This is a genomic window from Calditrichota bacterium, assembly GCA_013152715.1.
GTDB lineage: Bacteria > Zhuqueibacterota > Zhuqueibacteria > Thermofontimicrobiales > Thermofontimicrobiaceae > 4484-87.
Genome location: JAADFU010000192.1, coordinates 1 through 24,499, shown reverse-complemented (window position 1 = coordinate 24,499; position 24,499 = coordinate 1). Strand labels below are relative to the sequence as shown.

Below are 24,499 nucleotides of genomic sequence, written 5' to 3'. Positions count from 1 at the left end.
TTTATCTTTTAACCAGAGTGAAGATGACGCTATGAAAAGAATAACAAAAATTTGGGTGCTGGTTTTTTTCGTAATGTTCAACTCTCAAGTTGACGCTATCGGAATTCAGTTCCACGGCAGAGCATCAAACTCCTTTTATAGCTATGAGGATACCACGACTCATACGCGCATGTACCAACTTGTCCGCTTTAATTTGAATTCGCCGGAATTGGCAAATGCGACGTTGAACGCTTCTTTTCGTGCGCTCACAGATTTCAACCAGACGCTGGACAGCGACATGCGATTTCGCGCCTATCAATTGAATCTGGAATTCAAAAAAGTGCTGAATCGGTTTGATGTTATCATCGGGCGTCAATTTCTTCATCCAGGGACTGTTTTAGGCGGGCTGGACGGACTTTTTGCGCGAGCCCGGATTGTAAACCATTTGTCCCTTTCCCTTTACGCCGGCGTGGAATCTCAATTCAATCGGAGTTTTAAAATTTACAAATTTGACGATAGTTTTACAGCCGGTGGCGTGATTGACTTGAGAAAGATTTTTTCTTCTCATTTACAATTGCTTTATTTGCAAAAAATGAACAGCGAAGATATTTTCTGGCAGATTGCCGGTGTCAATTTCAGCACTTCATTGATTCCCAAAACTCAGGTTCAGGTGCAAACTCACTACGACCTGCAAAATGCCCGTTTTCATCGCCTTTATTTCAACGCCCGGCATCATTTATTGAAAAATCTGTATCTGAATTTCGGTGTGAAGAATCAATATCCGCAGGTTTACGCTAATTCTTTTTTCACGATTTTTGAAATCGATCCGTACTGGCAATATCGACTGGGAGGCAGCTATCGGCTGAAAGGCGATTATTTTATGAATTGCCAATATCAATTGATCCAATTTGACACCGAAACCGCCAATCGTCTGTTTTTCACAGTGAGCAATCTGAACGGCAGCGTAGGTCTGGTGTACGAGTCAGGCTATGCCGGCGATCAGATCGGCGTGGTGCTGGATTACGCCTATTCGATTACGCCGAGTCTGTTGGCATCCTTGAATGTCGATTATTCGCGCTACAGAACGGAAAAAGTTTATGAATTTGAAAATCAAATCGCCAATGCTGTTCGGTTATCTTATAAATTTAAAAAATATTGGTCTGTTGATCTGGAATACCAATGGTTGACAAATCGCTTCAAAGAGAGCGATTCCCGTGTGTTAAATCACATCCATTTTAGCTGGTAGAGGAAATTGTTATGAAAAAAACCGTTATTGTAATTGTCGCATTGATTTTTCTCGCGTTTATCAGCGTCTTGTTAGTGGCGCAGGATGTGGAGCTTATTTTTTCGCACAAATATCACGCCGAAGAAGTAGGCGCATCTTGTAGCGATTGTCACAAAGCGAGCGAAAGCGCCAAGGCGTCGGATAATTTGCTGCCGGATATGGATGCCTGCTATTCCTGTCATGACGAAGATGAGGAATGCAGCAAATGTCACAAAGATCCGGACAATGCCATCGATTATCCGAGAATCACCGATTACATCGCAAAATTCCCGCACGACAAACACGTGGCAAAAAATATCCCCTGTGAGAAATGCCATGAAAATGTGGTCGGCAGCGAGAATATTCTGGAAAAACATCTGCCCAAAATGACTGTGTGCGTCGAATGTCACAAAGAGATTGCTCGGGATGACTATTGCTATGATTGCCATGCGAAAAAAGATCAGTTGAAACCGGCGACGCACGATTTTGCCTGGAAATCGAGCCACGGCATCACCGCCGAAGCGGACGAAAGCTCCTGTGAAACTTGCCACACAAAGGCCTATTGCCTCGACTGCCACAAATCGGACAATCTGGACAGGCAGGTACATCCTTTGAATTTTGTGAACAATCACGGTTTGTACGCCAAAGGAAACAAGGAAAATTGTTATACTTGCCACGAAGAACAGGCATTTTGCGTGGACTGTCACCAGAGAAGAATGGTCATCCCGCGGAATCATTCGTTTGCCAATTGGAGTAACACCACGACTGGCGGCGCTCATGCACGAGCCGCGCAGTTGGATTTAGATTCCTGTTTGAGCTGCCATTCAGATGCGCAGAGTGAACCTGTATGTGTGGTTTGCCATAAGTAAAATGGATCATTCGAGTTTTAAGCAGAGGTAGAAAATGAAAAAAATATTTATTCTCGGCCTGATTGTGCTTTTTGGCTTGTTGATGTGGCAATGTTCAACTGATAAAAATCCGTTGCCCAGTACCGCTCATCCTGAAGGTTGGAATACGGCGGACGCTGAAAATTTTCATGGAACAAAAGTGTTAGAAAGCGGTTATACATCGTGTAAAGCATGTCATGGCGCTGATTTGAATGGCGGCAAAACCGGGCTTAGTTGTTTTCAGTGCCATCAGACTTATCCGCATCCCGCCAGTTGGATTTTGGTGGATAACGAAAAAAATCATGCGGCATATATTGCCAATAACAGCAATGCCATTTCATTCTGCAGGTCCTGCCACGGTTCAGATTTGACCGGCGGCAAGAGCGACGTGTCCTGTTATGATTGTCACCAGGCAGGGAGTGTCCCGTTTTAAAGAATTGCAAAGCTAATTGTTCCGTGCCAAAATGCTATTTTTTAATTTAAGGCGATGAATTTTTTGGGAAAATTTTTCAGCGCTTTTTTAAAATATATCTCTTCAGTTGTGCTTTTTGAAGCTATCCAAAAAGATTGCACAGACAGCGTCATTTAATTCGGAAATTTAAGCATCGTGAAGTTAATTAGGAAGGGCAAAAAATGGTTCGTTGGGCCGGAGTTGTTTTATTCATTCTGATGAGTAGTTCGATTGTGTGGAGCCAGGACATTACCAGCAAAGATTGTATGGAATGCCATGGTGATCAAGAATTGACAAAAACGGTAAATGATTCCGTTGAGATTTCAGTTTTTATTGACATGAGCAAATTTTCTAATTCAGTACACGGCGATCTTGAATGTATTGATTGCCATGTTGATATTAAGGATCTGCCTCATGATGAAAATTTGCAGCGCGTAAAATGCAGCGAATGCCACGATGATGCGGCGGCAGAATACGCAAATAGCGTCCATGGAAAACTTTTGGCGAAAGGAGCCGCTGAAGCGCCACAATGTTGGGATTGCCATGGTTCTCATTATGTGTATCCTACGGACGATTCGCTATCTACATTGTTTGTTTTGAATGAGCCGGCGACCTGCGCCAAATGTCATGCGGATCCAAAAATTAATCGGAAATATCACATTCCGATTTCAACCGCTGTAGAAGCTTTTGAAACAAGCATTCATTTCCAGAAGGCGAAAAAAGAGGGAAATCTTAACGCGGCCACTTGCCATAGCTGCCACGGCGGACATAATATTTTGCCCTCGAATGATGCCAATTCTTTGACAAATAAATTCAATGTTCCGAAGACTTGTTCCAAATGCCACGATGATATTTATCAGGAATACATGGGAAGTGTGCATGGCCGGGCAATTTCGTTCGGAGCCACAGACGCTCCGGTCTGTACTGATTGCCATTCGGAACACGATATCAAAGCGCCTTCAGACCCCACTTCGACTGTTTACAGTGCCGTGGTCTCAAAAACTTTATGCCCGAGATGCCATGAAGGGAAAAGAATTGCTACAAAATATGGCATAAAAAAAGGAGTCGTTCAAACTTACGATGATAGCTATCACGGACTCATGATTCGCGGCGGCGTTCTTGTTGCGGCAAATTGCGCCAGTTGCCACGGCGTGCATAATATCCGCAGTTCAGATGATCCCTTGTCCACAATTAACGCGGCTAATCTGGCGAAAACATGCGGCAAATGTCATCCTGGCGCTTCCAACAAAGTCACCGTCGGGAAAGTGCATTACACTCCCAGTCGCGAAAGCAGTAAGGCGATTTATTATGTGACCATTCTGTATTATTTCCTTATTTTTGGCACTATCGGCGGTATGGCGGCGCACAACGGTTTGGATTTTTTGAAAAAGCTTCGCGCGAAATTCAAGAATCCGCCGGAAAAAATAGCTTATGACCCCACCTTCAGAAGACAGATTGAACGGCTGACAGTGAACGAGCGAGTTCAACATTTCGCGCTCATGGCGAGCTTTATTACCTTAGCTTACACGGGATTTTGCATGAAATTTCCTGAAGCCTGGTGGGCGCGTCCGCTGTTGGACTGGGAAGGCGGATTTGCATTTCGCGGTTTCGTGCATCGTCTGGCGGCGGTAGTAATGCTATCTCTTTCATTTTATCATCTTTATTATATTATTTCTACAAAACGCGGTAGGCAACAAATACTCGCTTTCTTGCCCACAGCTAAAGATGCGAAAGACGTGGTACACATGCTGAAATATTATCTGGGCTTTGCAAATGAAAGGCCTCGCTTCGAAAGATATAGCTATATAGAAAAAGCGGAGTATCTCGCTTTGATTTGGGGAACCGCGGTGATGGCTATTACCGGATTAATCATGTGGTTTGAAAATATTTCCCTGAGATTTTTACCAAAATGGTTCATCGATATGAGTTTGGTGATTCACTATTACGAGGCGATTCTGGCGTCGCTGGCTATTTTGGTGTGGCATTTCTATTTTCAATTTTTTGACCCGCATGTCTATCCCATGAATACGACGTGCCTCACTGGCAAAATGGATGAAGATGATTATCGCGAGGAACATCCGCTGGATTTTGACCGCGCCATCAAAGAAGGGAAATAATATTCGGAATGCAATAATAATAAACAAAAAAGTCAGGACATTTTCTGGCTTTTTTGTTTTGTCAGGCGATGGATCAGTCGCTAAATTCGGGAAATTTTGGGTGAATTTCTCATGAAAAGACTACTAAAGCCACGCCGAAGTATTGGATTTATCCTTTTGATTTTGCTAATATTACAGGTTATCATTGTTGGCGTGGTGGTAAATTTTGTGGTTATCCATTTTATTATCGCACGCATGGAAGATAACGTACGCGATCATGCGATTCAGATCAGCAATCTGATCAAAAGATCACTGCATCAGAGCATGCTTAAAAACCGTCGGGAAGAGTTGGCGCTGACAATTAGAGGTTTAGCGTCTGAAAAAGCAATCAAAGGTATTCACATTTACAACAAGGCCGGCGTTGTCGCGTTTGCCAGCGATACTTCTGACATTAACCAACAAGTGAGCAAAAAATCAGAACAGTGTATTTTTTGCCATGCCACGAATAAAGCAAAAGGCACGATTCCAAAACTCAACAGGTTTCGCGAAATTCCGTCAACGACTGGTGAGCGAATTCTGGGTTTGATTAATCCGATTGAAAACGAAAAAACTTGTTACGAAGCCGATTGTCATGTGCATTCTGTGGGTGAAAAATTGCTCGGTTTGCTTGATGTGCAAATTTCCTTGGCCCAGCAAGAAAGAAATCGAGTAGAGGCGCGCAATAACGCCATGCTAATTTTTGTCATTGTTACAATTGTTACTGCAGGCGTTTTTGCCCGGATTATTCGTACGCAGATTCATCAGCCCATTTCTGCTTTGATCAAAGGGACGCAGCAAATTTCCAGGCTGAATTGGGATCACAAAATTGAGATTCAGCATCCGGATGAAATGAGAAAATTGGCAGAATCTTTCAACGGCATGACGGAAAAATTGAAGAAAGCACAAAATGAACTAAAAGAACTGTCTGAAAAATTAGAGGATCGAGTAAAGGAGAAAACCGAAGAACTGGAAAACGCCCAGCGCCAGTTGATCATGGCTGAAAAATTAGCATCCATGGGAAAATTAGCGGCTGTTGTCGCCCATGAGATCAATAATCCTCTTTCTGGCATTCTCACGTATTCGAAATTGATAATTCGGAAATTGCAACAGAAGCCGAATAAAGACGCCATTGACGAATCCATCGGAAATTTGCAAGTAATAAGACATGAATCCGAACGATGCGGCAACATTGTTAAAAATTTGCTTCTTTTTGCGAAGAAACCGATGGGGGGAGAAACAAAAGAGGACTTAAAGCAAATTTTGAACAAGAGCATTAAGCTTGTTAAACACAGTTTTGATATAAAAGGTATTCAATTAAACGTCGATTTTACTGAAAAAGATACCTATTTGCTGTGCGACGCCGCCGCGATGGAACAAATGGCGGTCGCGTTGCTGATTAATGCTATTGAAGCCTGCCCGGAGAAAAGCGGCGTGGTTAGCGTACGGCTGGAGAGATTGGAAGAGAAAAAATCGATCCGAATAGAAGTAAGCGATAATGGCTGTGGCATTGAACAGATGCATTTACCTCACATTTTTGAGCCGTTTTATTCGACCAAGAGCAATGAAAAAAGCGTGGGATTAGGCCTCGCCGTAGTTTACGGAATTGTCGAAAGACACGCCGGCTCCATTGACGTAAAATCAGAAGAAGGCGCGGGGACGACCTTTGCCGTCACTTTGCCGATTAATGATTACGATCGGCATGAAGTATGAAAATCACGATTTTAAGTTTTGACTAATGAACGAGAAATACCGCTGTTGAAATATTTTTGGTGCTGTTATGAATTCACAGTTTTTTTTCACCTTGGAAAATTGTTCGCTTAAGTTTAGAGGCTGTTATGACAAATAAAGATGTGAGCATACTCATTGTTGACGATGAATTTTCAGTGCGTGATTCTCTCTGCCAATGGTTCAAAGCAGATGGTTTTAATGTAGATACGGCGGAGAGCGCTGAAGCTGCTTTTGAAAAATTCAAGCAAAAAACGTGGGACATCGTTCTTTTGGACATCAAAATGCCGGGAATGAATGGCATTGAATTTAATCGACACATTATGAGCATTGACAAAAATATCATTGTGATCATTGTTACCGCTTTTGCGACCGTGGAGACCGCGGTTCAGGCGATTAAAGACGGCGCCTTTGATTATATTTCTAAACCGATCGACCCTGAGTATTTGACGCACATAATAAGAAATGCATTAGAGAAGCGTGAATTGGCAAAAGAGAATGTCCAGTTGCGCAAGCGCATCGAGGATCTGATTATGCCCGACGATATCGTCGGGAGGTCCATACAATTAAAAAATGTATTGAAACTTGTGAAGTCAGTGGCTCCCACAGACAGTACAGTAATGATTCGCGGCGAAAGCGGCACCGGAAAAGAGCTGATTGCTCGGGCCATTCACGCGAATAGCTCACGGCGATACGCGCCAATCATTTCCATTAATTGCGGCGGAATGCCGGAAACGTTGCTGGAAAGTGAACTTTTTGGCCACGAAAAAGGCGCCTTTACCGGCGCTGAGAACATGCGCATTGGCAAATTGGAACGGGCGAATAAAGGCTCTGTATTTTTTGACGAAATAGGTAATATCAGCGTCAAGATGCAAATGAACCTGTTGCGCGTTTTGGAGACGCATCAGCTCGCTCGAGTCGGTGGCGACAAACCGATCGAAGTGGATTTTCGCGTGATTTGCGCGACAAATAAAGATCTGGAAAAGGCGGTAAAAAATGGGGAATTCAGAGAAGATCTGTATTTCCGTTTGAATGTGGTTGCGATTGATATTCCGCCGTTGCGGGAGAGGAAAGAAGATATTCCGCTTTTGGCGCGCTATTTTTTAAATCAATTTTCCAAATCCATGACAAAACCGGTCTGCGATATCTCCGAAGAAGCAATGAAAATTTTGATGAAATACCATTGGCCGGGAAATGTGCGCGAATTGCGCAATACAATTGAGCGCGCCATCGTCGTTTGCGAAGGAGAGGCGATTCAGGAGAAAGATTTGTCTTTTCCGTTCAAGCTTCATGAAGAGATGGCGGGTGAATTTGATCAGAGTCTGGAATCAGTTGAGAAGCGGCAGATCAGGAAAGTGTTGGAGAAAACGAATTGGCAAATTTCTCGCGCCGCCGAGTTGCTCAAAATTGACCGCACAACGTTGTACAATAAATTGAAAAAATACAATCTGAGCAAATAGATTAATGATCCGAAGTATATGCCTGATCCCGATAGAATTTGCAGAAACCAAACTATTGGATTCGTTGATTTTTTATCTGTCCCACACATTCCATTTGCAAGTGGAGGTGCGGCAAAAAAAAATTATAGTTGAGGAAGCTTTTAGCCGCTCGCGTCGGCAATACAATTCCTCAATTTTACTTTCTCAACTCATTGACGACCCGCCTGACAGCGGCGATTGCAAAATTCTTGGCTTGTGTGATTTTGACCTTTTTATTCCAATTTTTACCTACGTCTTCGGCGAGGCGCAATTGGACGGCATCGGCGCCATCGTTTCTACGAATCGTTTGAGAAACGAGTTTTATGGCGGGAGAAAAAATTCCGCTCTATTAAGCGAACGGCTCGCCAAAGAGGCGACTCACGAGTTGGGACATACATTCGGGTTGACGCATTGTTCGCATCCCGGCTGTGCGATGAACTTTTCAACTTATGTTGAAGACATCGATGAAAAATCCGCAATCTTCTGCCGCGAGTGCGAGGCTGTTGTTCGCCAAAAAATCGGATATGATAAAACAGCATTTCACTAATTCCGAGGAGTGCGAATTTAATGAAATGCTGTTTGCGTTTGCTATTAAGCTTTCTCTCAGATGAGAAAAGTTTCTTTGGCTCGCTCCCAGGAATCCTCATCGAGAAATTCACTGATGCCATCGACCGGAATGCCGCCGTCGGCCATGGTGTTCGGCAGAACGCGGCCGTTGGAAAATTCCCGCATTAAAAAATCTTTCAACCTCTCGACTTGGTCATTCATCCAGAGACGGGCGTCCTGCGAGATTCTGAGATAACGGATGTCCTGCATCAGTTTGCCAGGCTTAATAGAGAGCAGCCAACCTTTTCCGTAAGGATCAGATTTGAGGGCATCCGGATTTTCCAGCGCTTGGCGATTGATGGCTTGAATTTCACCGGAAACGGGCGCGCTGAGCTGCACTTCACGATTTCCTTGCTTAATGGCGATGGTTTTATCGCCTTGCATCACTTTCGCGCCAACTTCGCCGACTTCCACAGAATCGATCTTTTTGAACATCCTCTGGGCAAAATCGCTAATGCCAATTTTAATCTCACCGTTGGGTTCGACTTTCGCCCACGTATGTCCGCGATAAAAGAACAGTCCCATGGGAACGACTAAGTCCTCGGGTTTAATCTGAAAGGACGCTGCTGGCGCTGTTTTTGCTTTCAGCGGCGCAGCCTGTCGTTTGCGAATTTTGTCGACGATGATTCCCGCTACGATGAATGCGACAAATGTCAGAGCTACCATTATGACTGTCATGATGAACACCTCCTTCACATAATATTTATTCGGGTTTGCTCGCGAAAATTCTAATAATAGGGGTTTCCCAAAAGATAATTTACCAGAAAGCGGTAATCATTTGCGCTCACAGAGCGGCGGATTTCACGGGAAAGCTCTCCCCCGTCCGCCATTGTTGCGCCAATTTTCAAGCTTTTTTTGTGCATAATAAATTCCAATTTTTGCTCCACCCAGTTTATCTCTTGCAAATACCAATTCAATAAATTCTCGCCGGTCCGGCATTCTTCCAAATGCTGGGACAGATCCGTTGGAGAAATTTTTAACAGCCAGCCTTTATTGAGCGGATCCAAAGTAGCCTCATTCGGGAAGCTTTTCAAATCCTGGTTCACTTCCACAACCTTTCCGGAGAGCGGCGCTGGCAATGAAAATACGAATTCGTCCTGTATTATTTGACAGCAAGATTTTCCTTTTTCTATTTTTTCCCCAATTGCCGGCAAAATTACTGCCTCAATTGAACCCAACACAATCGCGATGATATCGTCGAAGCCGATTTTGACGTGATGGCTATTATCGACTTTTATCCAGGAATGCTTGGGACTGATGTAAAATCTTTCGTCGGCTTTGATTTTGAGCAAATGCCGCAATGAACTGAAATAATTGAACAGATTCAAGCGGCCGTTCACCTGAAGGTTAGTTTCGCCGCGCAGGATTTTGTCAAGAGGACAGTTTTCACAATCAAATTTTCTGTCACATAATTTGTAGGTCAGAATGCCGGCTTTGACCCATTCGCAAACCTGGTTGCTTCGTTTCCTTATTTCCCATGATGAATTTTGTTTTGAGGCTGTCATTTTATGACCTCATTGATTTTTCTCTTTTCCTACTTTGGTAACATCAAAAAATATGCCAAACCGCATAATTAATTAAAAATCAATTAGTTGTACGATTTTTTGCAGCGACAAAATGTGGGGTAATGCCACAATGTGTCGGAAAATGCCACAAGGAAATATTGCTGTCTTGAAAGGCATATTTTTAAATTCCTCCACGGTTCAGATCGAAGGTCGTAAAACAAGTCCACTGGCATCATTTATGATTGTTTAAAGATAGATAGTACTTTTAAATATTCTTCTATATTTTTTTGAAAATAGCGCCTGAACAAGGCAGGATAGATTTCGAGATTTGTTTGAAAGTCATGACTCAATTAAATGAACGACGAAAAAGCTCTTTCGAAATATTTGCCAATGAATGGACAGAGGCGCTGACAAGTGCCCCTGCCCGTTCTCAAAAAGTTTACTCTTCCATCCCCTGGTGACAGGAACTGCAAAGTTCGGGATCCTGGCTATCGAACGCAAGGTCTCCGTTATGGCAAGCGCCGCAATTTTTCCCGTCGCTCATGGTGTCCATGTTGATAGGTCCCTCCGGTGATTTTCCTGATTCGAGCAGATTAAAATGCTTCCCGTGGCAGGAAACGCAATTGGGACTTTCGTAATCATAATGCGATTCATGACTGAAAACCACCGGTCCCGGACTATCTTCGCCGAGGGGAAATTGAAAGTCTGCTGGCAGTTTGACATTTTCTCTGCTTGCGACCACGTATTTGCTGAGAGGTTTGTGTGCCGCAACCACTTTGGGCGTCGCTTCGCTTTTTTGAGTGAGGCAACCGGACAAACAAAGCGAAAAACCAAATCCAAAGATCAACAATGCAACAGGCAAAAGACGATTCATTGAGCCGTTCATATTTTACTCCATGAAGTTAGAATAGTGGCATCGTTTCCTACTATTTCGACATTACGAAAATAATTTGTTTTGAATAAATTTTTCTGCATCAAAAAATGAATGAGCTTGTTCTAAAAACAGTCACTTTTTGAATGAACTCATGAATTAAGATGTTAGCAAAAATTCTTTGGCAATTTCTTTCCATTCCTTGGGCCAGGTTTGCAGCGCAAATCCGGTAATGGGTGCGCCTCCGTCTTGAAGCACAAAGCCCAGATTCCCCGCTAATTTTTCCTGAAGTTTTTGGGAAGTGAGGTCCATCCATGCCAGCGCCAGTTTATCGGAAAGAAGATTGCTGATGTTTGATTTCCAATTTGTTACTTTTGCTTTCAGAAACCAGCCCTTTTCGTATGGATCTTCTTGCAGAACTTCAGGCGATTGAAGTAATTTTTCATTCACGTCAATGATTTCGCCATCTATCGGAGCAATCATGTCCACACTCGTCGAGCCAATCTGAAGCTTCCAGGCGGCTTTTCCTTGCTTTATTTTGGAGCCGATAGCCGGAAGTGTAACGGCTTTGGGGGTTCCCAGGAATTTGTGAGCAAAATCATTGATTCCGATAGTCACGACGTCGCCGCCAACCGGCTGCACCCAGCTGTGCCCTTGATGGTAAAATCTTCCCAGAGCGATTTGAAATCCTCCGTTCACCCGGATCGAGTCTTTTTGCCGAAAAGCAGCGCGGGCGGGTTGGTTCGTTTTATTCAAAACTCGCCAGAAAAAAATTAAAGCGATGAGAAAACCGATGACCAACAGGTATTCGATTCCTTTTGTCGCGAATATGTCCACATAAGTGAAACTGTCCATTTTACACCTCCTCAGTGATCATTTCCGTGTATTTTTTTGCATCCTTTGAACCGGATTCTTTTTGTTGACTTTCCCAGAGCGGTGACTCCTGAAAAACAGGCATGCGATTTACTATCCAGCGGAAAGCGATAATTTCCATAGTGATAATCGCTAAGGTGACTTCGATTTCCATCCAACTGGGAATATAGTGATTTGGAGCGTACCATTTAAACGCGATAATTGAAATATTCAATCTATTAACAATAATTCCTAAAAGCGACCAGATAGCAGCGACACGAATGGTCGGAATATGAGCGCTTTGCAGTCCTTTGACGTAAAGTGACATGGGTAGGAGCACAAAGCCGATCATTTCAGTCAGGTACCAGTAACCCATGGGGGTGTTGAGCAAATTCCAGTGTTGTCCGTGAATCAGCACCAATAGTTTTAGGAAAAAATAGAAAAACATTGTGCCGGCACAAATTTTCGCCAGGCCTAAAACGATACCTTTGTATTCCCCGTGATGTTTAGGGCTGATGAGTTTCCTGAATACGCGATGACTGATCGAACCCTCTATAATAACCATGGACAAACCGGCAAAAATACTGGAGACAAAGAAAAGTATGGGAATGAATTCAGAATACCATAGCGGATGCAGTTTTGCTTTCGCCATGACAAACAGTGCGCCGAGTCCTGATTGGTGCAGCGTTGATAGTGCAATTCCAAAGATCACAACGCCTAATGTTAATGAATTGAGAACTTTGCGTACACGCTTTAAACCCAGCCATTCGGCGATTGCCGGGGAAAATTCGAGAAATTCCGATATCATGTACAGCAAAAAATGCCAGGAAATGAGAAATAGCACAGAACTTACGCCGAACGAATTTCCTATAATGGGATTGATGATATTCCAGGGTTTTCCCAGATCGAGAACCAACGCGCCGGCATAAAACATGTAAGCTAATAATCCATTGAGCACTGTCGCTCTGACGATGGGGTGGTATTTTTCTCTTCTCAAAATATAGACCATGAACGTAATCACATACGCGCCACCGGCAAAGGCGACGCCGGTGACGACGTCGAATCCAATCCAAAATCCCCAGGGAAAATCCTGAGAAAGATTGGTGATGGATCCTAGCCCTTTGGCGAAACGAATGACCAACAAAACAGCCGCAGTGAGAAGAATAATTGCTGAAATGACGTTGAAAGGAGTGAGCAGTTTTCCTTTTGGTTTTAGCTCGCTCAGCAAGAATTTAAAATATCTTTTCAATTCGGGTTTTAGAGGCGCTTTATTCGTCTGCAGATTATTCATATTTGGCCCCCCTTTCAATATCTTCTTTGTTCGCTTTGGTTGCATTGCTTATTGCCAGCAAAATGCCGGGCCAAAGCGTCAGAATAATTGGCACGCTGTAAAGAAAACCTTTGCTGTACTCAGGGTAGGGAGTCGTGCCAATATCTGTTCGAAAACCCAGTTGTTCAAACGGGACAGGTGAAAGATACAGCCAGCCGCTTCCGCCGGCTTCATTTTCGCCGTAAATGTGATCTACGTACTTGTCGTGATTGTCGTAAATTCGTTTTCTGGCAATTTCGAGGAGATTTCTTCTCGTATCGAAAATTAGCGCGCCTCCGGGACAGGCTTGCACGCAGGCGGGAATTTCGCCTTGCTGGAGCCGCTCATAACACATAATACACTTTTGAATTTTAGGATTAGGGCTATCGTATTCGAATTTGGGAACGTCAAATGGGCAATTTATCATGCAAAAGCGGCAGCCCATACATTTTTCACTGCGCCAGATGACCGGTCCCTGTTTCGTCTTGAACATTGCTTTGGTCAGACAGCCGGATGCGCAGGCCGGCTCGTCGCAATGCATACACTGCTTTTTTACGAAAACCTGTCCCACGTCCGTATCATAGCGATTGACAACAGTCCACTGATGGGCAGACATCTTTCTTTCGGTTTCAAAGATTTTTTCGTTATCTGTATCCGGCAGCGGTAGATTGTGGGCTTCGGCGCACGCCATTTCGCACGTGCGGCAGCCGATGCAGCGCGTGGCGTCAAAAAGAACGCCGACAAATTCTTCATTCGGCTTCGCGTCTTTTGCAAGAGCTGATTTGCCGACCAGAAGTGAAGCGCTGGCTGCGCCCAGAGTCTTAAGGAAGTCTCTTCTCTCCATTTTCAGCTTTCTCTCCTATTTTGAGATTCATCGGAATTTACAGTAGTAATGAACCTGATTTTTTTATCTGCGTCAAATATTTATTCGAATTGTGACAATATTGAAAACAGAAATCTGACGGATGTTGCTGATTCCTCAATGTCAAAGCACACAGAGTTTTTGATTGCGAAGGAATCACCCTAATGAAAGGTCGCCAATAATTTGTTTGCAAAAAATTACATTTGCGGCATTTCCATCGCGTCTTAAGGTCATTTCATAAATATTCGCTTTGCCGGTGCGTTCCCAATTAGTGATTTTCACGCCGCCACTATTTGCCCACATTTTTGGTTTTGCAAGACAAAAACCCATCTAATTGAGAACACAATTTCAGGGCTTCCAAGCGAAGGGGACGATTATTTTACGCGTCCAGCGTCAATTTTCCGAACAACAGCGTTCACCATCATAAAAAATATCGTTGTGACTATCGCGAGTAAGATTGACATGTTTTCCTCCTTCAAAATTAATGAAGATTTCTATCTTGAATGAATTTTGAGATTTCGTCGCCGACATAAAAAGCATTGTCTTTGAGCAAACAGTTCTACGATTTTGTTGGCAACAAACATACCACATTATTAACTAATTAATAAACAATATGATATGATGCGATGGCATTGTCGGGAGTGATGAATATGTCAACAGTCGTGTTGAAAAATACAACAAATTCATTCCGGGCGAATTCAATGCATTTTGCGTTTAATAGTTTTGGCCGAGCTTGAAGCTTTTTGGCTGATTTGGGTGGCGTCAAATGCTGGTAGCAAAAGAGACGAACTCTTCAATCGATTAAGCTTGTATTTGGAGATGAGCTTTGATAACGACAATTTTTGCTTTCATTCAAAATAGCTTTCGGAAAAGTCAGCTTGAAATATCGCAAACTGACAAAATATCGAAAAGACATGTCATTTGCGTCACTACGACTTCGCTTTTCAAAATCGTGGCGATTCATTGTTGCGTGCATTTTTTTGATGTTCAATTGATATGAGCGGCGGTCGAGAACTCCAGCAAAATGATCGGCCCGATTTTATTTCATTTTTTTGCTTTTTTATTGACATTTATAAAAAAAATCATAAATTATATTCTGTAAGCTATCATGAAAAAATCGCTTTGTATATTCTTGTCGGGAAAAATGAAAAGCAATCGATTACATTTAATCCGGATATTAGTCGCCACCCTATTCTTTCTTTCTCTTGTCAGTTTTTCTTCCCTGAAAATATATCACATTGCGCTTGATGAGACGAAACGAAATCACCAACTGATGCAAAAGGAAATGATTGTCGTTTCCGCAACTGGAATTCGGCATTATTTAACACATGTGACAGAAGACATTCAGCTATTAGCAGTTTCGCCCTGTTTGCAAAATATGGCAAAAGATGACTATAAATTGTTTTTAAATGATTTTTTCCTGGTTCATGCGCGTTCCAATCTCAAGGGGATATTTGTCACTGATGCAAATTTCAATACAATTTTTTCATTGCCCGATAACATTACCGAATATATTTTGGCCTTGCCGACAGGGGACATTCGCGATTTTCTGGAGAAAGAAGGTGGAAAAGCTTGGTATTCAAAAATCTTTCCCCTTGCAACCACGCAACGAGAGCTCGGCTATTCAGTAATTCTTCCGATATTTCGAAACGCCGGGATTGCCAAAAATGAGAACCGGAGAAATCAAATAATCGGTTACATTGGAGTCATTGCGAGTTTCGATTGGCTGGTCAAACATTATGTGACTCCGTTGGATCGCGAAATTCGCATGTCGGTGTGGCTGATGGACAGCGGCGGCCGTCTTCTTTTTCACTCGCATCATTCGGAAATGGTCTTGCGGAGTATAGAAAATGATTCAGCAGATTGCATGGAATGTCATTCTTCTTTTGATTGGCAAAAACGGATGCTTACTTCTGAAGCGGCTTTTGGTGAGTACACGGTGGGAAACGAACCCCGAAAAATAATGTCTCACATTACGCTTCAAATTCACAACGCGCGGTGGATGCTTGTCATTTCTTCCAATTTGTCAGATGTGACCGCCGTTTTGAGAAGTAAATTTTCTTTGTTTTTTGTACTGGTCATTTTCATTCTCGCATTCATTGTCATTACTGCTATTTATTTTTACCAAATGAACCTTAAACGAATACAAGCAGAAGAGGCTGAAAAACTGAGTCAGCAAAAAGAACTCTTGCATCTGCAAGCTTGTCAGGCATCCAAGCTGGCATCAGTGGGCGAACTGGTTGACGCCGTTGCTCATGAAATTAATACGCCCGTCAGTATCATCATGACTCAGGCAGATGCATTATTTTTAAAAATGAAAGAAGACCAGAATATATTCAGAGAAGAAATTGAGATTATTAAGAAGCAAGTCCAACGAGTGAGATACTACACCCATCGGCTGCTCAATTATTCAAAAAGTATGCCTTTTGAACCCAAACAAATTAATTTGTCAAGGCTGCTTGATGAGTGTTTGTTTTTATTGGCGCCCAGGTTTAGGGCGAGTAGCATTAAAATTATAAAAAATTATGCTCCACATTCACTCAACATTTCTGCGGATCGCAGACAGATTGAACAAGTTTTCATTAATATTCTTAACAATGCAGTTGATGCTATTGGCAGAAATGGGGAAATTAAATTAGAAACAAGGATAAGCAATAGAGATGACTCGAATGGGATGGAGATTATTATATCAGATACCGGAGAAGGGATTTCACCGGAAAATCTGCCACATATTTTCGAGACATTTTATAGCACAAAATTTGCGGCAAGGGGAACTGGTTTAGGGCTTTCCATTTCCAAGGCAATTATTCAGCGACACCATGGCAAAATTAGTGTCATTAGCGAACGTGGCGTCGGTACCACATTCAATGTTTTTCTTCCGGTAAATTCTAATAATGGGTCAGAATTATGAAAACGCGAGCCGCTCGAATTTTGGTTGTTGACGATGAAACGGATATGCTCAATGGCTGTAGTAAAATTATTCAAGCGTTGGGGTATATTCCCGCCACCGCTGCCAGTGGCGCGCTGGCAATAGACTTGCTTCAACAAGATGAATTCGATTTAATTTTATGCGATCTTTTCATGCCTGATGTGGATGGTAAGGAGGTATTAAAACAGGCAAAACAACTGGCGCCATTTACGCCGGTTGTGATTTTTACAGCTTACGGTACGATCGGCCGTGCCGTTGATGCGATGAAATACGGCGCCTTTGATTTCATCGAAAAACCATTTGATATCGAATATTTAAAAGTTCTCATCAAGAAAGGATTAAAACAACGTCGGCTTTATCAGGAACGAACAAATTTAATCAACCAACTCGAAGAAAAATATAGCTTTGAGAATATTATTGGAAAAAGCATGGCAATGCGCCGTATTTTTGATACGATTGAAAGTATTGCTAAAACTGATGCCAGTGTGCTTATTACCGGAGAGAGTGGTACTGGGAAAGAATTGATCGCTCGCAGTCTTCACGCCAGAAGTAATCGAAAAAAAAATCCTTTTGTCCCTGTAAATTGCAGCGCTTTTCCGGAAAGTCTGTTTGAAGCCGAACTTTTCGGGTACGAAAGGGGCGCGTTTACCGGGGCAAACAAACGCAAAATGGGCTTGCTGGAATTTGCCGATGGCGGTACTTTTTTCCTCGATGAAGTGTGTGAACTACCGAATTCTTTACAGGCAAAATTGTTACGGGTTCTTCAAGATCAGCGGCTTCGTCATATTGGCGGTACTGGGTTAATTCAAGTTGATGTCAGAGTGATTTCTGCTACGAATTGGGACCTTCAGCAAGCACGGGAGAAAGGTGTGCTTCGAGACGATTTTTATTATCGCTTGAATGTGGTAAATATTCATTTGCCGCCGCTTCGTGAACGACCCGAGGATATTCCTTTGCTAATGGAGCATTTTTTAAGAGAACAATTGAAATCCTCTCCCAAGTCCATTCAGGGATTTCACCCTCAGGTGATGGATTTATTTCAAGTGTACCCCTGGCCCGGGAATGTTCGCGAATTGGAAAATGTTGTCGAACACGCCATTTCATTGGCAAGAGGGGATGAAATTTTGCTGAATGACTTGCCTGAATCTATTTTGCAATTCGTGCAGAACCATCATGAAATTCAACCGTTGACTTCTTTACCTTTAGCTGAAGCAAAACGCCGTGCCATTGAAAAGACAGAGAAAACTTACCTTCTTGCTCTGTTAAAAGAATATCATGGGAATATCACCAAAATCGCTGAAAAATCAAAAATGACACGACGAAATTTACATCGCATATTAAATCGCCATGGTCTGAACCCAGCCGCCTGGCGAAATCAAAAGTGAGTCATTGATGTCCCATTGAAAGAAATTTGCTCTACAATGATTATCTTATAATATTTTCAATGAGTTAGTTGTGATTATAAAATTTTAAATGTGACATTCTTGACGCATGGGCTCCCTAACATTTTTTTCATTAGGAAGCTAATTTAGTCAATTTAATTTTGTCCATTGTTTTTATTAGAGTTATTAAGTTAGTAAATCGTAAAAGTATTTATTCCATTGTTATTTTTGGTACAATTATTGATTATACTTAGCTTTTAGCGAATAATAAATTTTTACCTCTAAAGCTTTTTGGGAAAAAGATTGAGAGAATCAATGGGCTGAGAAAATTATCTATTAACACACCGCACCTCTTAAAATCAAGGAGATTTTATCATGGGAAGCAAGAATAAATTTATAACAAAGTAATCATCAAAAGCGAAATTTTCAAAACGCTTCAAAAAGGCGAGAAAAATCATTGACGCAATTCGTAGTTAAACAAAAACATTGGAGGTTACAAAAGATGAAAATTAAACGTTACGGTTCAATCATCTTTTTAGCTGCTATGACGCTATTCATCATGGCAACGAATCAGATGGTTTTCTCGCAATCCAATTTGGATTGTAAATTGTGTCATAATTCCATTTATCAACAATGGTTAGCCGGAAGCCATTCCGACACGCAAATGGACGTTGCGGGTGAATTGGCGGAAGAACGTACCGGACAATCACCAGATACTGTATTGTATGGTTCGGATGCTGAAAATTGCATCGCTTGCCATGGAGCTTTAGCTGTTACAAAAAACGGCGGAATGACCGAAGCAGAGGCATTAGCGCATTTTTTCACGACGACTAACGGTGTGTTTACAGAATCTACTACTGCTGCTGACACAGCAAATTGGCCTCATACTTATTGTACCACCTGCCACAATGTTCCGACAGATCATCCGGCTTCCATGCCAGTTTTTGGCTATTTTAATTCCACAACTACCAACTACGATGATATAGGCAAAGTGGCGACTTTATGCGGGCGTTGTCACGGAAATATTCGTTTTGAAGGGACAGACCATCTGACCTACAATGCCTGGGACATGAGCAAACATTCTCTAACCCAGGATGACGTGGCTGATGAGTTAGCCGAAGAACGTACCGGTGAATCACCGGATTCGGTTATTGCTGGCTCTGATCCTGAAAATTGTATTGCCTGCCATGGGCCCACGGCTGTTCTTGCCAACGGAGAAATGAGTGAGGTAGAAGCACTTGACTATTTCTTTTCCACAGAAAATGGTGTTTTCTCTTCAAATACGGTTTCTCTTCATAAAGATGAGTGGCCCGATGTTTCTTGTATTTCCTGCCACAATCCACACACACCGAACGAAGTCTCTTATTTTAATTCCAGTACCAAGGAATATGAGACTATGGATAGCGCGGATAAATTGTGTGGGCAATGTCACGGAAATTTAAGATTTCCTGATACGGATCATTTATCCTATAATATTCTGAAAGGCATAGGCGCGTCCGGCGTTCAATTCAGCGAAACCATGTCCGGCGTCACTTGTACTGACTGCCACATGTACGCCAGCGATGTTGAGGAAAGCAATTCAACCATGTATCATGGTCATAGCTGGTCAATATTTGTGGCAGAGGAGAACGGAAGTGAGACAGTTTCCTGTCAAGCCTGTCATCAGGACAAGGACGCGACCGTTTCCCGATCAGACATCCAAACATATCAGGATGAGACGGAAGCGCGTCTGGATAGCGCTGAACAAAAATTTGCCTTAGCAGCAAGCCAGATGGAAGGCAACACAGATGCCACGCTGCAGGCCAAGTTAGCTGAAGCGGAAACCAATCTTGCTTTGGTCGAAGGAGACGAAAGCGGCGGCTTTCATAATCACAAATATCAAATGGATTTATTAGCAAATGTTATTCAAAATGCTAATGATATTCTTGCTGCAACGGGTGTTCAAGAGTATGGAGTCAAAAACCCTAGAACTTTTTCGCTTTTTCAGAACTACCCGAATCCATTTAACCCAACGACAAAAATTGCTTATGTGCTTCCTGAACGCACCCAGGTGACACTGGAAATTTTCAATCTTCTCGGAGAAAAAGTGAGAACGCTGGTGAACTCACAACAAAACGCCGGCGAGCACTCGGTAGTTTGGGACGCCAGAAATGATGTGGGAAAAGAAGTGCCGAACGGAATTTATATTTACCGGATTACAGCCGCTGAATACAAAAGCATCAGAAAGATGACTTTGCTTAAATAAATTTAGGGAAATTCCCACAGAATTAGCACATCATGGGTAAGCTTTGATTCTTCTAACAAAGCTTACCCATTTTTTTTAATTCATATCTTTTAAAAAAATTGAGTCATTGTTGTCTCATTTTCATGCCATAGTCCCACCTTTACTAATACATTATTAATTAAAGAATTAGAAATTATTTTTAAATATCTTGAGACACCAATGTCCCGGTTGTATATTTTTAAATTTAAAATTGTTTTGATTGTTTACGATTTTTTGTTGGTGTGCTTGATTTTTAAGGACTTATCCTATTATTTAATCAACGATGAAGCGGCACTTTATGTGAAGCTGGAATAATTTTTGAGTATTAATTTACCTAATTTGTAGTGAGGATTTCTTATGTTATCTCCAACATTCCTCTTAGGAAGCCAAAACATAGAAACTATTCAACTTTGTTATGAAGTGGCAGATGAACTTGGGTTTAAATTATTATTGGAAGAAAAAATTGAGGATTTTCTGCTTGCTATTCAACAAAGTGAGTATCAGGTAATTCTTTTTGATCTTGAACTGGGAAGTTGGGATTCGTTAAAATCAATAAAATTAATTCGTCGAATGAGACCCAAAATACCGCTACTTGTTTTTGCTTCCGGATTAAATAGGAAATTTGGGGGAAAAATTTTGAGTGAAGGTGTGTTTCAGTTGATGGCACCACCGCTAAATAAAGAACAATTAATTATGTCGTTGGGAGCAGCTTTTAAACAGCATCAAGAATATTCTTAATCTGCTTAAGAATACAGAGGACTTCTGAAGTTTTAATATAATTGTCGCATATTTTATTTTTATCATAAAATATTTTATTAAAGGATTAAACTTGAGGAGGATAAAATTTGGACTTGAACAGAAGAAATTTCCTAAAATTCACGGTTGCAACAGGAACAATGGGCGCTGCGAGTGCTGTTCAGAAAGTTAAAGCTTCGACTCCCAAACCAGATTCGGGTGACTGGGCAGGTGTCTTGCTGGATACGACGGTTTGCATTGGCTGTCGTAAATGTGAATGGGCGTGTAAAAACATCAATAAACTTCCCACTGAACCCATAGAAAGTTATGAAGACAAATCAGTCTTTAAGAAAATGAGACGCCCTTCTGCAGGAGCATATACTGTTGTCAATCAGTTTGAAAATCCTAAAAGTCCTGAAAAGCCCTATTACGTAAAATATCAGTGCATGCAATGTATTGACGCTGCCTGTGTTTCTGCTTGTATCGTAGGAGCGCTAAAAAAAGATGCAAAGACAGGAGCAGTTATTTATGATCCCTGGAAATGTATTGGCTGCCGCTATTGTATGGTTGCCTGTCCTTTTCAAATTCCTGCCTATGAATATGATAATGCTTTAACACCGCAGGTGAGAAAAAGCACTTTTTGTTACCAAAGATTATCCAAATATCAGGGGCGGCCGGCCTGCGTCGAGATTTGTCCGGTTCAGGCAATGACTTACGGGAAACGATCAGAATTAATCGAGATAGCGCGGCAGAAAATCAGAACTTATCCAGACAGGTATGTTGATCATATTTACGGCGAACATGAACTGGGAGGAACCGCGTGGCTATACCTTTCAGGTAAGCCAATGACTGAAATGGGCATGAAGAAATTTGGCGAACGGCCCATTCCCACTTATACCGAGCCGGTTCAACACGGAATTTTCAAACATTTTGTTCCCCAAATTTCTCTATTTGCTTTGTTAGGCGGTATTATGTGGCTATTTAAAAAGAGAGACGAGGTTGAAGGCAAACGGGAGGGAGGTGAAGAATGAGCGGACATATTCAAGCAGCTCCGATAGAAAAAAAATTCTTTACGACTGGTGTCAAAATTTTAATCGCTATATTTGGCATCGGCATGGCATTCGGATTATATCGTTTTATTTTCAGTTTAGGTTCCGTGACCCATTTAAATGACCAATATCCGTGGGGACTCTGGATTGGCGTTGATGTATCCAGTGGCGTTGCCCTGGCTGCCGGAGGTTTTACGACCGCAGCGCTCATCCACATTTTTTACCGGGACAAATACGCAGTTATTGGTCGGCCTGCTCATCTCACTGCCATGCTGGGGTACACCTTTGTGGCGATCGGATTATTATTTGATCTGGGACGATGGTATAATGTCTGGCATCCACTGCTGCCCACAATGTGGCAGGGAAATTCAGTTCTATTTGAAGTGGGTATGTGCGTGATGCTTTATTTAACTGTTTTGTATATTGAATTCATTCCCATTGTCACAGAAAGATTTATCGGACATTCTCCCAAATGGATAGATGCAATCTTAAAATTTCTGGATAGAATTTTCAATAAAATTATGTGGATATTCATTATTCTTGGTGTCTTGCTTTCATGTCTCCACCAATCTTCACTCGGTAACTTAATGGTAATTGCACCTTATAAAATGCACCCGTTATGGTACACTCGTGTTATGCCGTTGCTCTTTTTAACATCTGCGATCGCAGTAGGACTTCCTATGGTCATGTTCGAATCAATCTGGGCGTCCTGGTCATTTAAACGAAAACCGGAAATGGATGTTCTTTCTCCCCTGTCAAAGGTAGCAGCAGTCATCATCGCTATTTATTTTTTCATGCGCATTATTGATTTGACCATCCGAGAAGCCTGGGGTTTTGCATTTGAAGGAAGTTTGCAGAGTAATATGTTTTTTCTTGAATTTGTAGTAGGATTAGTCATTCCATTAATTATGTTACTATTCGAAAAAGTAAGAAGATCACCAAAGTTGCTGTTTATTGCATCTGCACTTTATATTTTATTTGGCGTTCTTTTGAATCGAGTCAATGTTTTTTTTATCGCCTATCAGCCTCAGTATGCTGAAAAACAATACGTTCCGGCCATCGGCGAATTTGCTGTAACCATCGGATTGATTGCAGCGCTGATTTTACTTTATCGAATTATTGTTAGCATTTTTCCCATATTACCTGCTCATGAGAAGCAAGCTTGAAAAATATTTGATAAAAATTTGGAAAAGGAGTGATGAAAAATGTTTAAGAAATTAGTATCGTTAATTTTTATTTTTGTAGTTGGTTTTGTAACAGTACTGACTGCGCAGGAGAGAAAAATAAGCAAGCTCCACAATACGATAAAAGATTTAAAATGTTCTGCCTGTCATGAATGCGTCAATCCCACCACAAAAAATCCGTGTCTCAAGCTTAAAGATTCATTTTTTTTGGACAAGGATATTAAAATATCACGAGATAGACTGCCGGCAGACTCGATAATTATTTATGAAATAGAAGAAAAATATGGTCCTGTAAAATTCGACCATAACAAGCATTTGCACATGGCAGAAACTTTGGGTGATTGTGCAGATTGTCATCACCACACGCCATTAAAAAAGAAGTTTCCTAAATGTAGTGAATGTCATGAACCAGATTTTTCAATGACAAATTTAGCAGAAATTGAATTAAAAGCAGCTTATCATCGAAAGTGTGTAGGATGCCATGTAGAATGGAGTAAAAAAACAGATTGTAACTATTGTCATTCAACAAATGGTAAAAATGGTGAAAAAACAAGCTATACACGACCGGCGCTACGCCAACCTAAAAAGCCTAACGAGTTGGTCTATTTTTGTCGCTATTTTGAAGGTCCCTATGTGAAATTCTCGCATGAAAAGCATTCAACCAAGCAGCAGTTAGTATGCGCCGATTGTCATACCAAAGGGAAATGTATCGCCTGTCATTATCAGAATGCTGAACAACCACCATCGATAAGTGTATTGGCTCGAAAAGGTGTCCATGGTACCTGTATGCTCTGCCATGATGTTGACAATAAGGAAAAGTGCGGTAAATGTCATTTGAAAAATGTAGATAACAAAAGCTCATTAATCAATAGTATTTCGATAAAAAAATTCAGTCACCAAAATCAGAATTTGAATAAAACGAAAAAGATGTCGAGCAAAACAATGAATTAAACTTTAAGGAGGTAACGTTGAGTTCATTATTTGGAGAAATAAATCGCCGGGATTTCTTTAAGTACAGTGCGATGACAGCGGC

Annotated in this window: 20 protein-coding genes; 14 read left to right on the top strand and 6 right to left on the bottom strand. The window is 41.8% G+C overall.

Translation table 11 applies throughout. The annotated features are described in order from the left end of the window. The first annotated feature begins 31 nt into the window (after positions 1–31). The 7 genes from GXO74_15165 to GXO74_15135 all read left to right on the top strand — a co-directional run bounded on the left by GXO74_15165 (position 32) and on the right by GXO74_15135 (position 8,466). Positions 32–1,225 carry a hypothetical protein gene (locus GXO74_15165; protein ID NOZ62994.1) on the top strand — a complete coding sequence of 398 codons (1,194 nt, stop codon included), beginning with the start codon at positions 32–34 and terminating at the stop codon, positions 1,223–1,225. An 11-nt stretch (positions 1,226–1,236) separates the two neighbouring features. Further along, entirely contained in the window at positions 1,237–2,112 is an 876-nt protein-coding gene (locus GXO74_15160; GenBank protein ID NOZ62993.1) for a cytochrome c3 family protein, read from the top strand. 34 nt (positions 2,113–2,146) lie between these two features. Then, positions 2,147–2,563, top strand: coding sequence for a hypothetical protein (locus GXO74_15155; protein ID NOZ62992.1), 417 nt, complete (start codon positions 2,147–2,149; stop codon positions 2,561–2,563). Positions 2,564–2,763: 200 nt separating this feature from the next. Continuing rightward, positions 2,764–4,698 (top strand): hypothetical protein, encoded by a 1,935-nt coding sequence (locus tag GXO74_15150; protein NOZ62991.1) that lies wholly within the window; start codon positions 2,764–2,766, stop codon positions 4,696–4,698. A gap of 111 nt (positions 4,699–4,809) precedes the next feature. Beyond that, positions 4,810–6,426: a HAMP domain-containing protein gene (locus GXO74_15145; GenBank protein NOZ62990.1), complete on the top strand. Its 1,617-nt coding sequence runs from the start codon at positions 4,810–4,812 to the stop codon at positions 6,424–6,426. Positions 6,427–6,551: 125 nt separating this feature from the next. Continuing rightward, positions 6,552–7,901, top strand: coding sequence for a sigma-54-dependent Fis family transcriptional regulator (locus GXO74_15140; protein ID NOZ62989.1), 1,350 nt, complete (start codon positions 6,552–6,554; stop codon positions 7,899–7,901). A gap of 4 nt (positions 7,902–7,905) precedes the next feature. Then, complete coding sequence (locus GXO74_15135) at positions 7,906–8,466, top strand: archaemetzincin family Zn-dependent metalloprotease (protein ID NOZ62988.1); 561 nt, start codon at positions 7,906–7,908, stop codon at positions 8,464–8,466. A gap of 56 nt (positions 8,467–8,522) precedes the next feature. Here the strand turns inward: GXO74_15135 and GXO74_15130 are convergent, their stop codons facing one another. The 6 genes from GXO74_15130 to GXO74_15105 form a co-directional block, all read right to left on the bottom strand. Next, positions 8,523–9,203: a glycine cleavage system protein H gene (locus GXO74_15130; protein ID NOZ62987.1), complete on the bottom strand. Its 681-nt coding sequence runs from the start codon at positions 9,201–9,203 to the stop codon at positions 8,523–8,525. Between the two features lie 50 nt (positions 9,204–9,253). Beyond that, the gene (locus GXO74_15125; GenBank protein ID NOZ62986.1) at positions 9,254–10,030 is read right to left on the bottom strand and encodes a glycine cleavage system protein H; all 777 of its coding nucleotides are present in this window, start codon (positions 10,028–10,030) and stop codon (positions 9,254–9,256) included. A 439-nt stretch (positions 10,031–10,469) separates the two neighbouring features. Beyond that, complete coding sequence (locus tag GXO74_15120; GenBank protein ID NOZ62985.1) at positions 10,470–10,916, bottom strand: hypothetical protein; 447 nt, start codon at positions 10,914–10,916, stop codon at positions 10,470–10,472. 144 nt (positions 10,917–11,060) lie between these two features. Beyond that, positions 11,061–11,756, bottom strand: coding sequence for a glycine cleavage system protein H (locus GXO74_15115; protein NOZ62984.1), 696 nt, complete (start codon positions 11,754–11,756; stop codon positions 11,061–11,063). A gap of 1 nt (position 11,757) precedes the next feature. Then, positions 11,758–13,044: a polysulfide reductase NrfD gene (nrfD, locus tag GXO74_15110; GenBank protein NOZ62983.1), complete on the bottom strand. Its 1,287-nt coding sequence runs from the start codon at positions 13,042–13,044 to the stop codon at positions 11,758–11,760. After that, complete coding sequence (locus GXO74_15105) at positions 13,037–13,906, bottom strand: twin-arginine translocation signal domain-containing protein (protein ID NOZ62982.1); 870 nt, start codon at positions 13,904–13,906, stop codon at positions 13,037–13,039. The genes nrfD and GXO74_15105 overlap by 8 nt, the downstream gene beginning before the upstream one ends. 1,801 nt (positions 13,907–15,707) lie before the next feature. On the opposite strand from GXO74_15105, the gene GXO74_15100 reads away from it, so the two are divergent. The 7 genes from GXO74_15100 (at position 15,708) to GXO74_15070 (ending at position 24,417) form a co-directional block, all read left to right on the top strand. Next, positions 15,708–16,835, top strand: coding sequence for a GHKL domain-containing protein (locus GXO74_15100; GenBank protein NOZ62981.1), 1,128 nt, complete (start codon positions 15,708–15,710; stop codon positions 16,833–16,835). Next, on the top strand, positions 16,832–18,238 hold the full coding sequence (locus GXO74_15095; GenBank protein NOZ62980.1) for a sigma-54-dependent Fis family transcriptional regulator: 1,407 nt from the start codon (positions 16,832–16,834) through the stop codon (positions 18,236–18,238). The genes GXO74_15100 and GXO74_15095 overlap by 4 nt, the downstream gene beginning before the upstream one ends. 499 nt (positions 18,239–18,737) lie before the next feature. After that, positions 18,738–20,480: an ammonia-forming cytochrome c nitrite reductase subunit c552 gene (locus GXO74_15090; protein NOZ62979.1), complete on the top strand. Its 1,743-nt coding sequence runs from the start codon at positions 18,738–18,740 to the stop codon at positions 20,478–20,480. Between the two features lie 375 nt (positions 20,481–20,855). Beyond that, positions 20,856–21,236 carry a hypothetical protein gene (locus tag GXO74_15085; GenBank protein NOZ62978.1) on the top strand — a complete coding sequence of 127 codons (381 nt, stop codon included), beginning with the start codon at positions 20,856–20,858 and terminating at the stop codon, positions 21,234–21,236. Positions 21,237–21,343: 107 nt separating this feature from the next. Continuing rightward, positions 21,344–22,264: a 4Fe-4S dicluster domain-containing protein gene (locus GXO74_15080; protein ID NOZ62977.1), complete on the top strand. Its 921-nt coding sequence runs from the start codon at positions 21,344–21,346 to the stop codon at positions 22,262–22,264. After that, positions 22,261–23,448, top strand: a complete 1,188-nt coding sequence (gene hybB / locus GXO74_15075; protein NOZ62976.1) for a Ni/Fe-hydrogenase cytochrome b subunit — start codon at positions 22,261–22,263, stop codon at positions 23,446–23,448. The genes GXO74_15080 and hybB overlap by 4 nt, the downstream gene beginning before the upstream one ends. Positions 23,449–23,487: 39 nt before the next feature. Then, on the top strand, positions 23,488–24,417 hold the full coding sequence (locus GXO74_15070; protein ID NOZ62975.1) for a cytochrome c3 family protein: 930 nt from the start codon (positions 23,488–23,490) through the stop codon (positions 24,415–24,417). Positions 24,418–24,499: the final 82 nt, after the last annotated feature.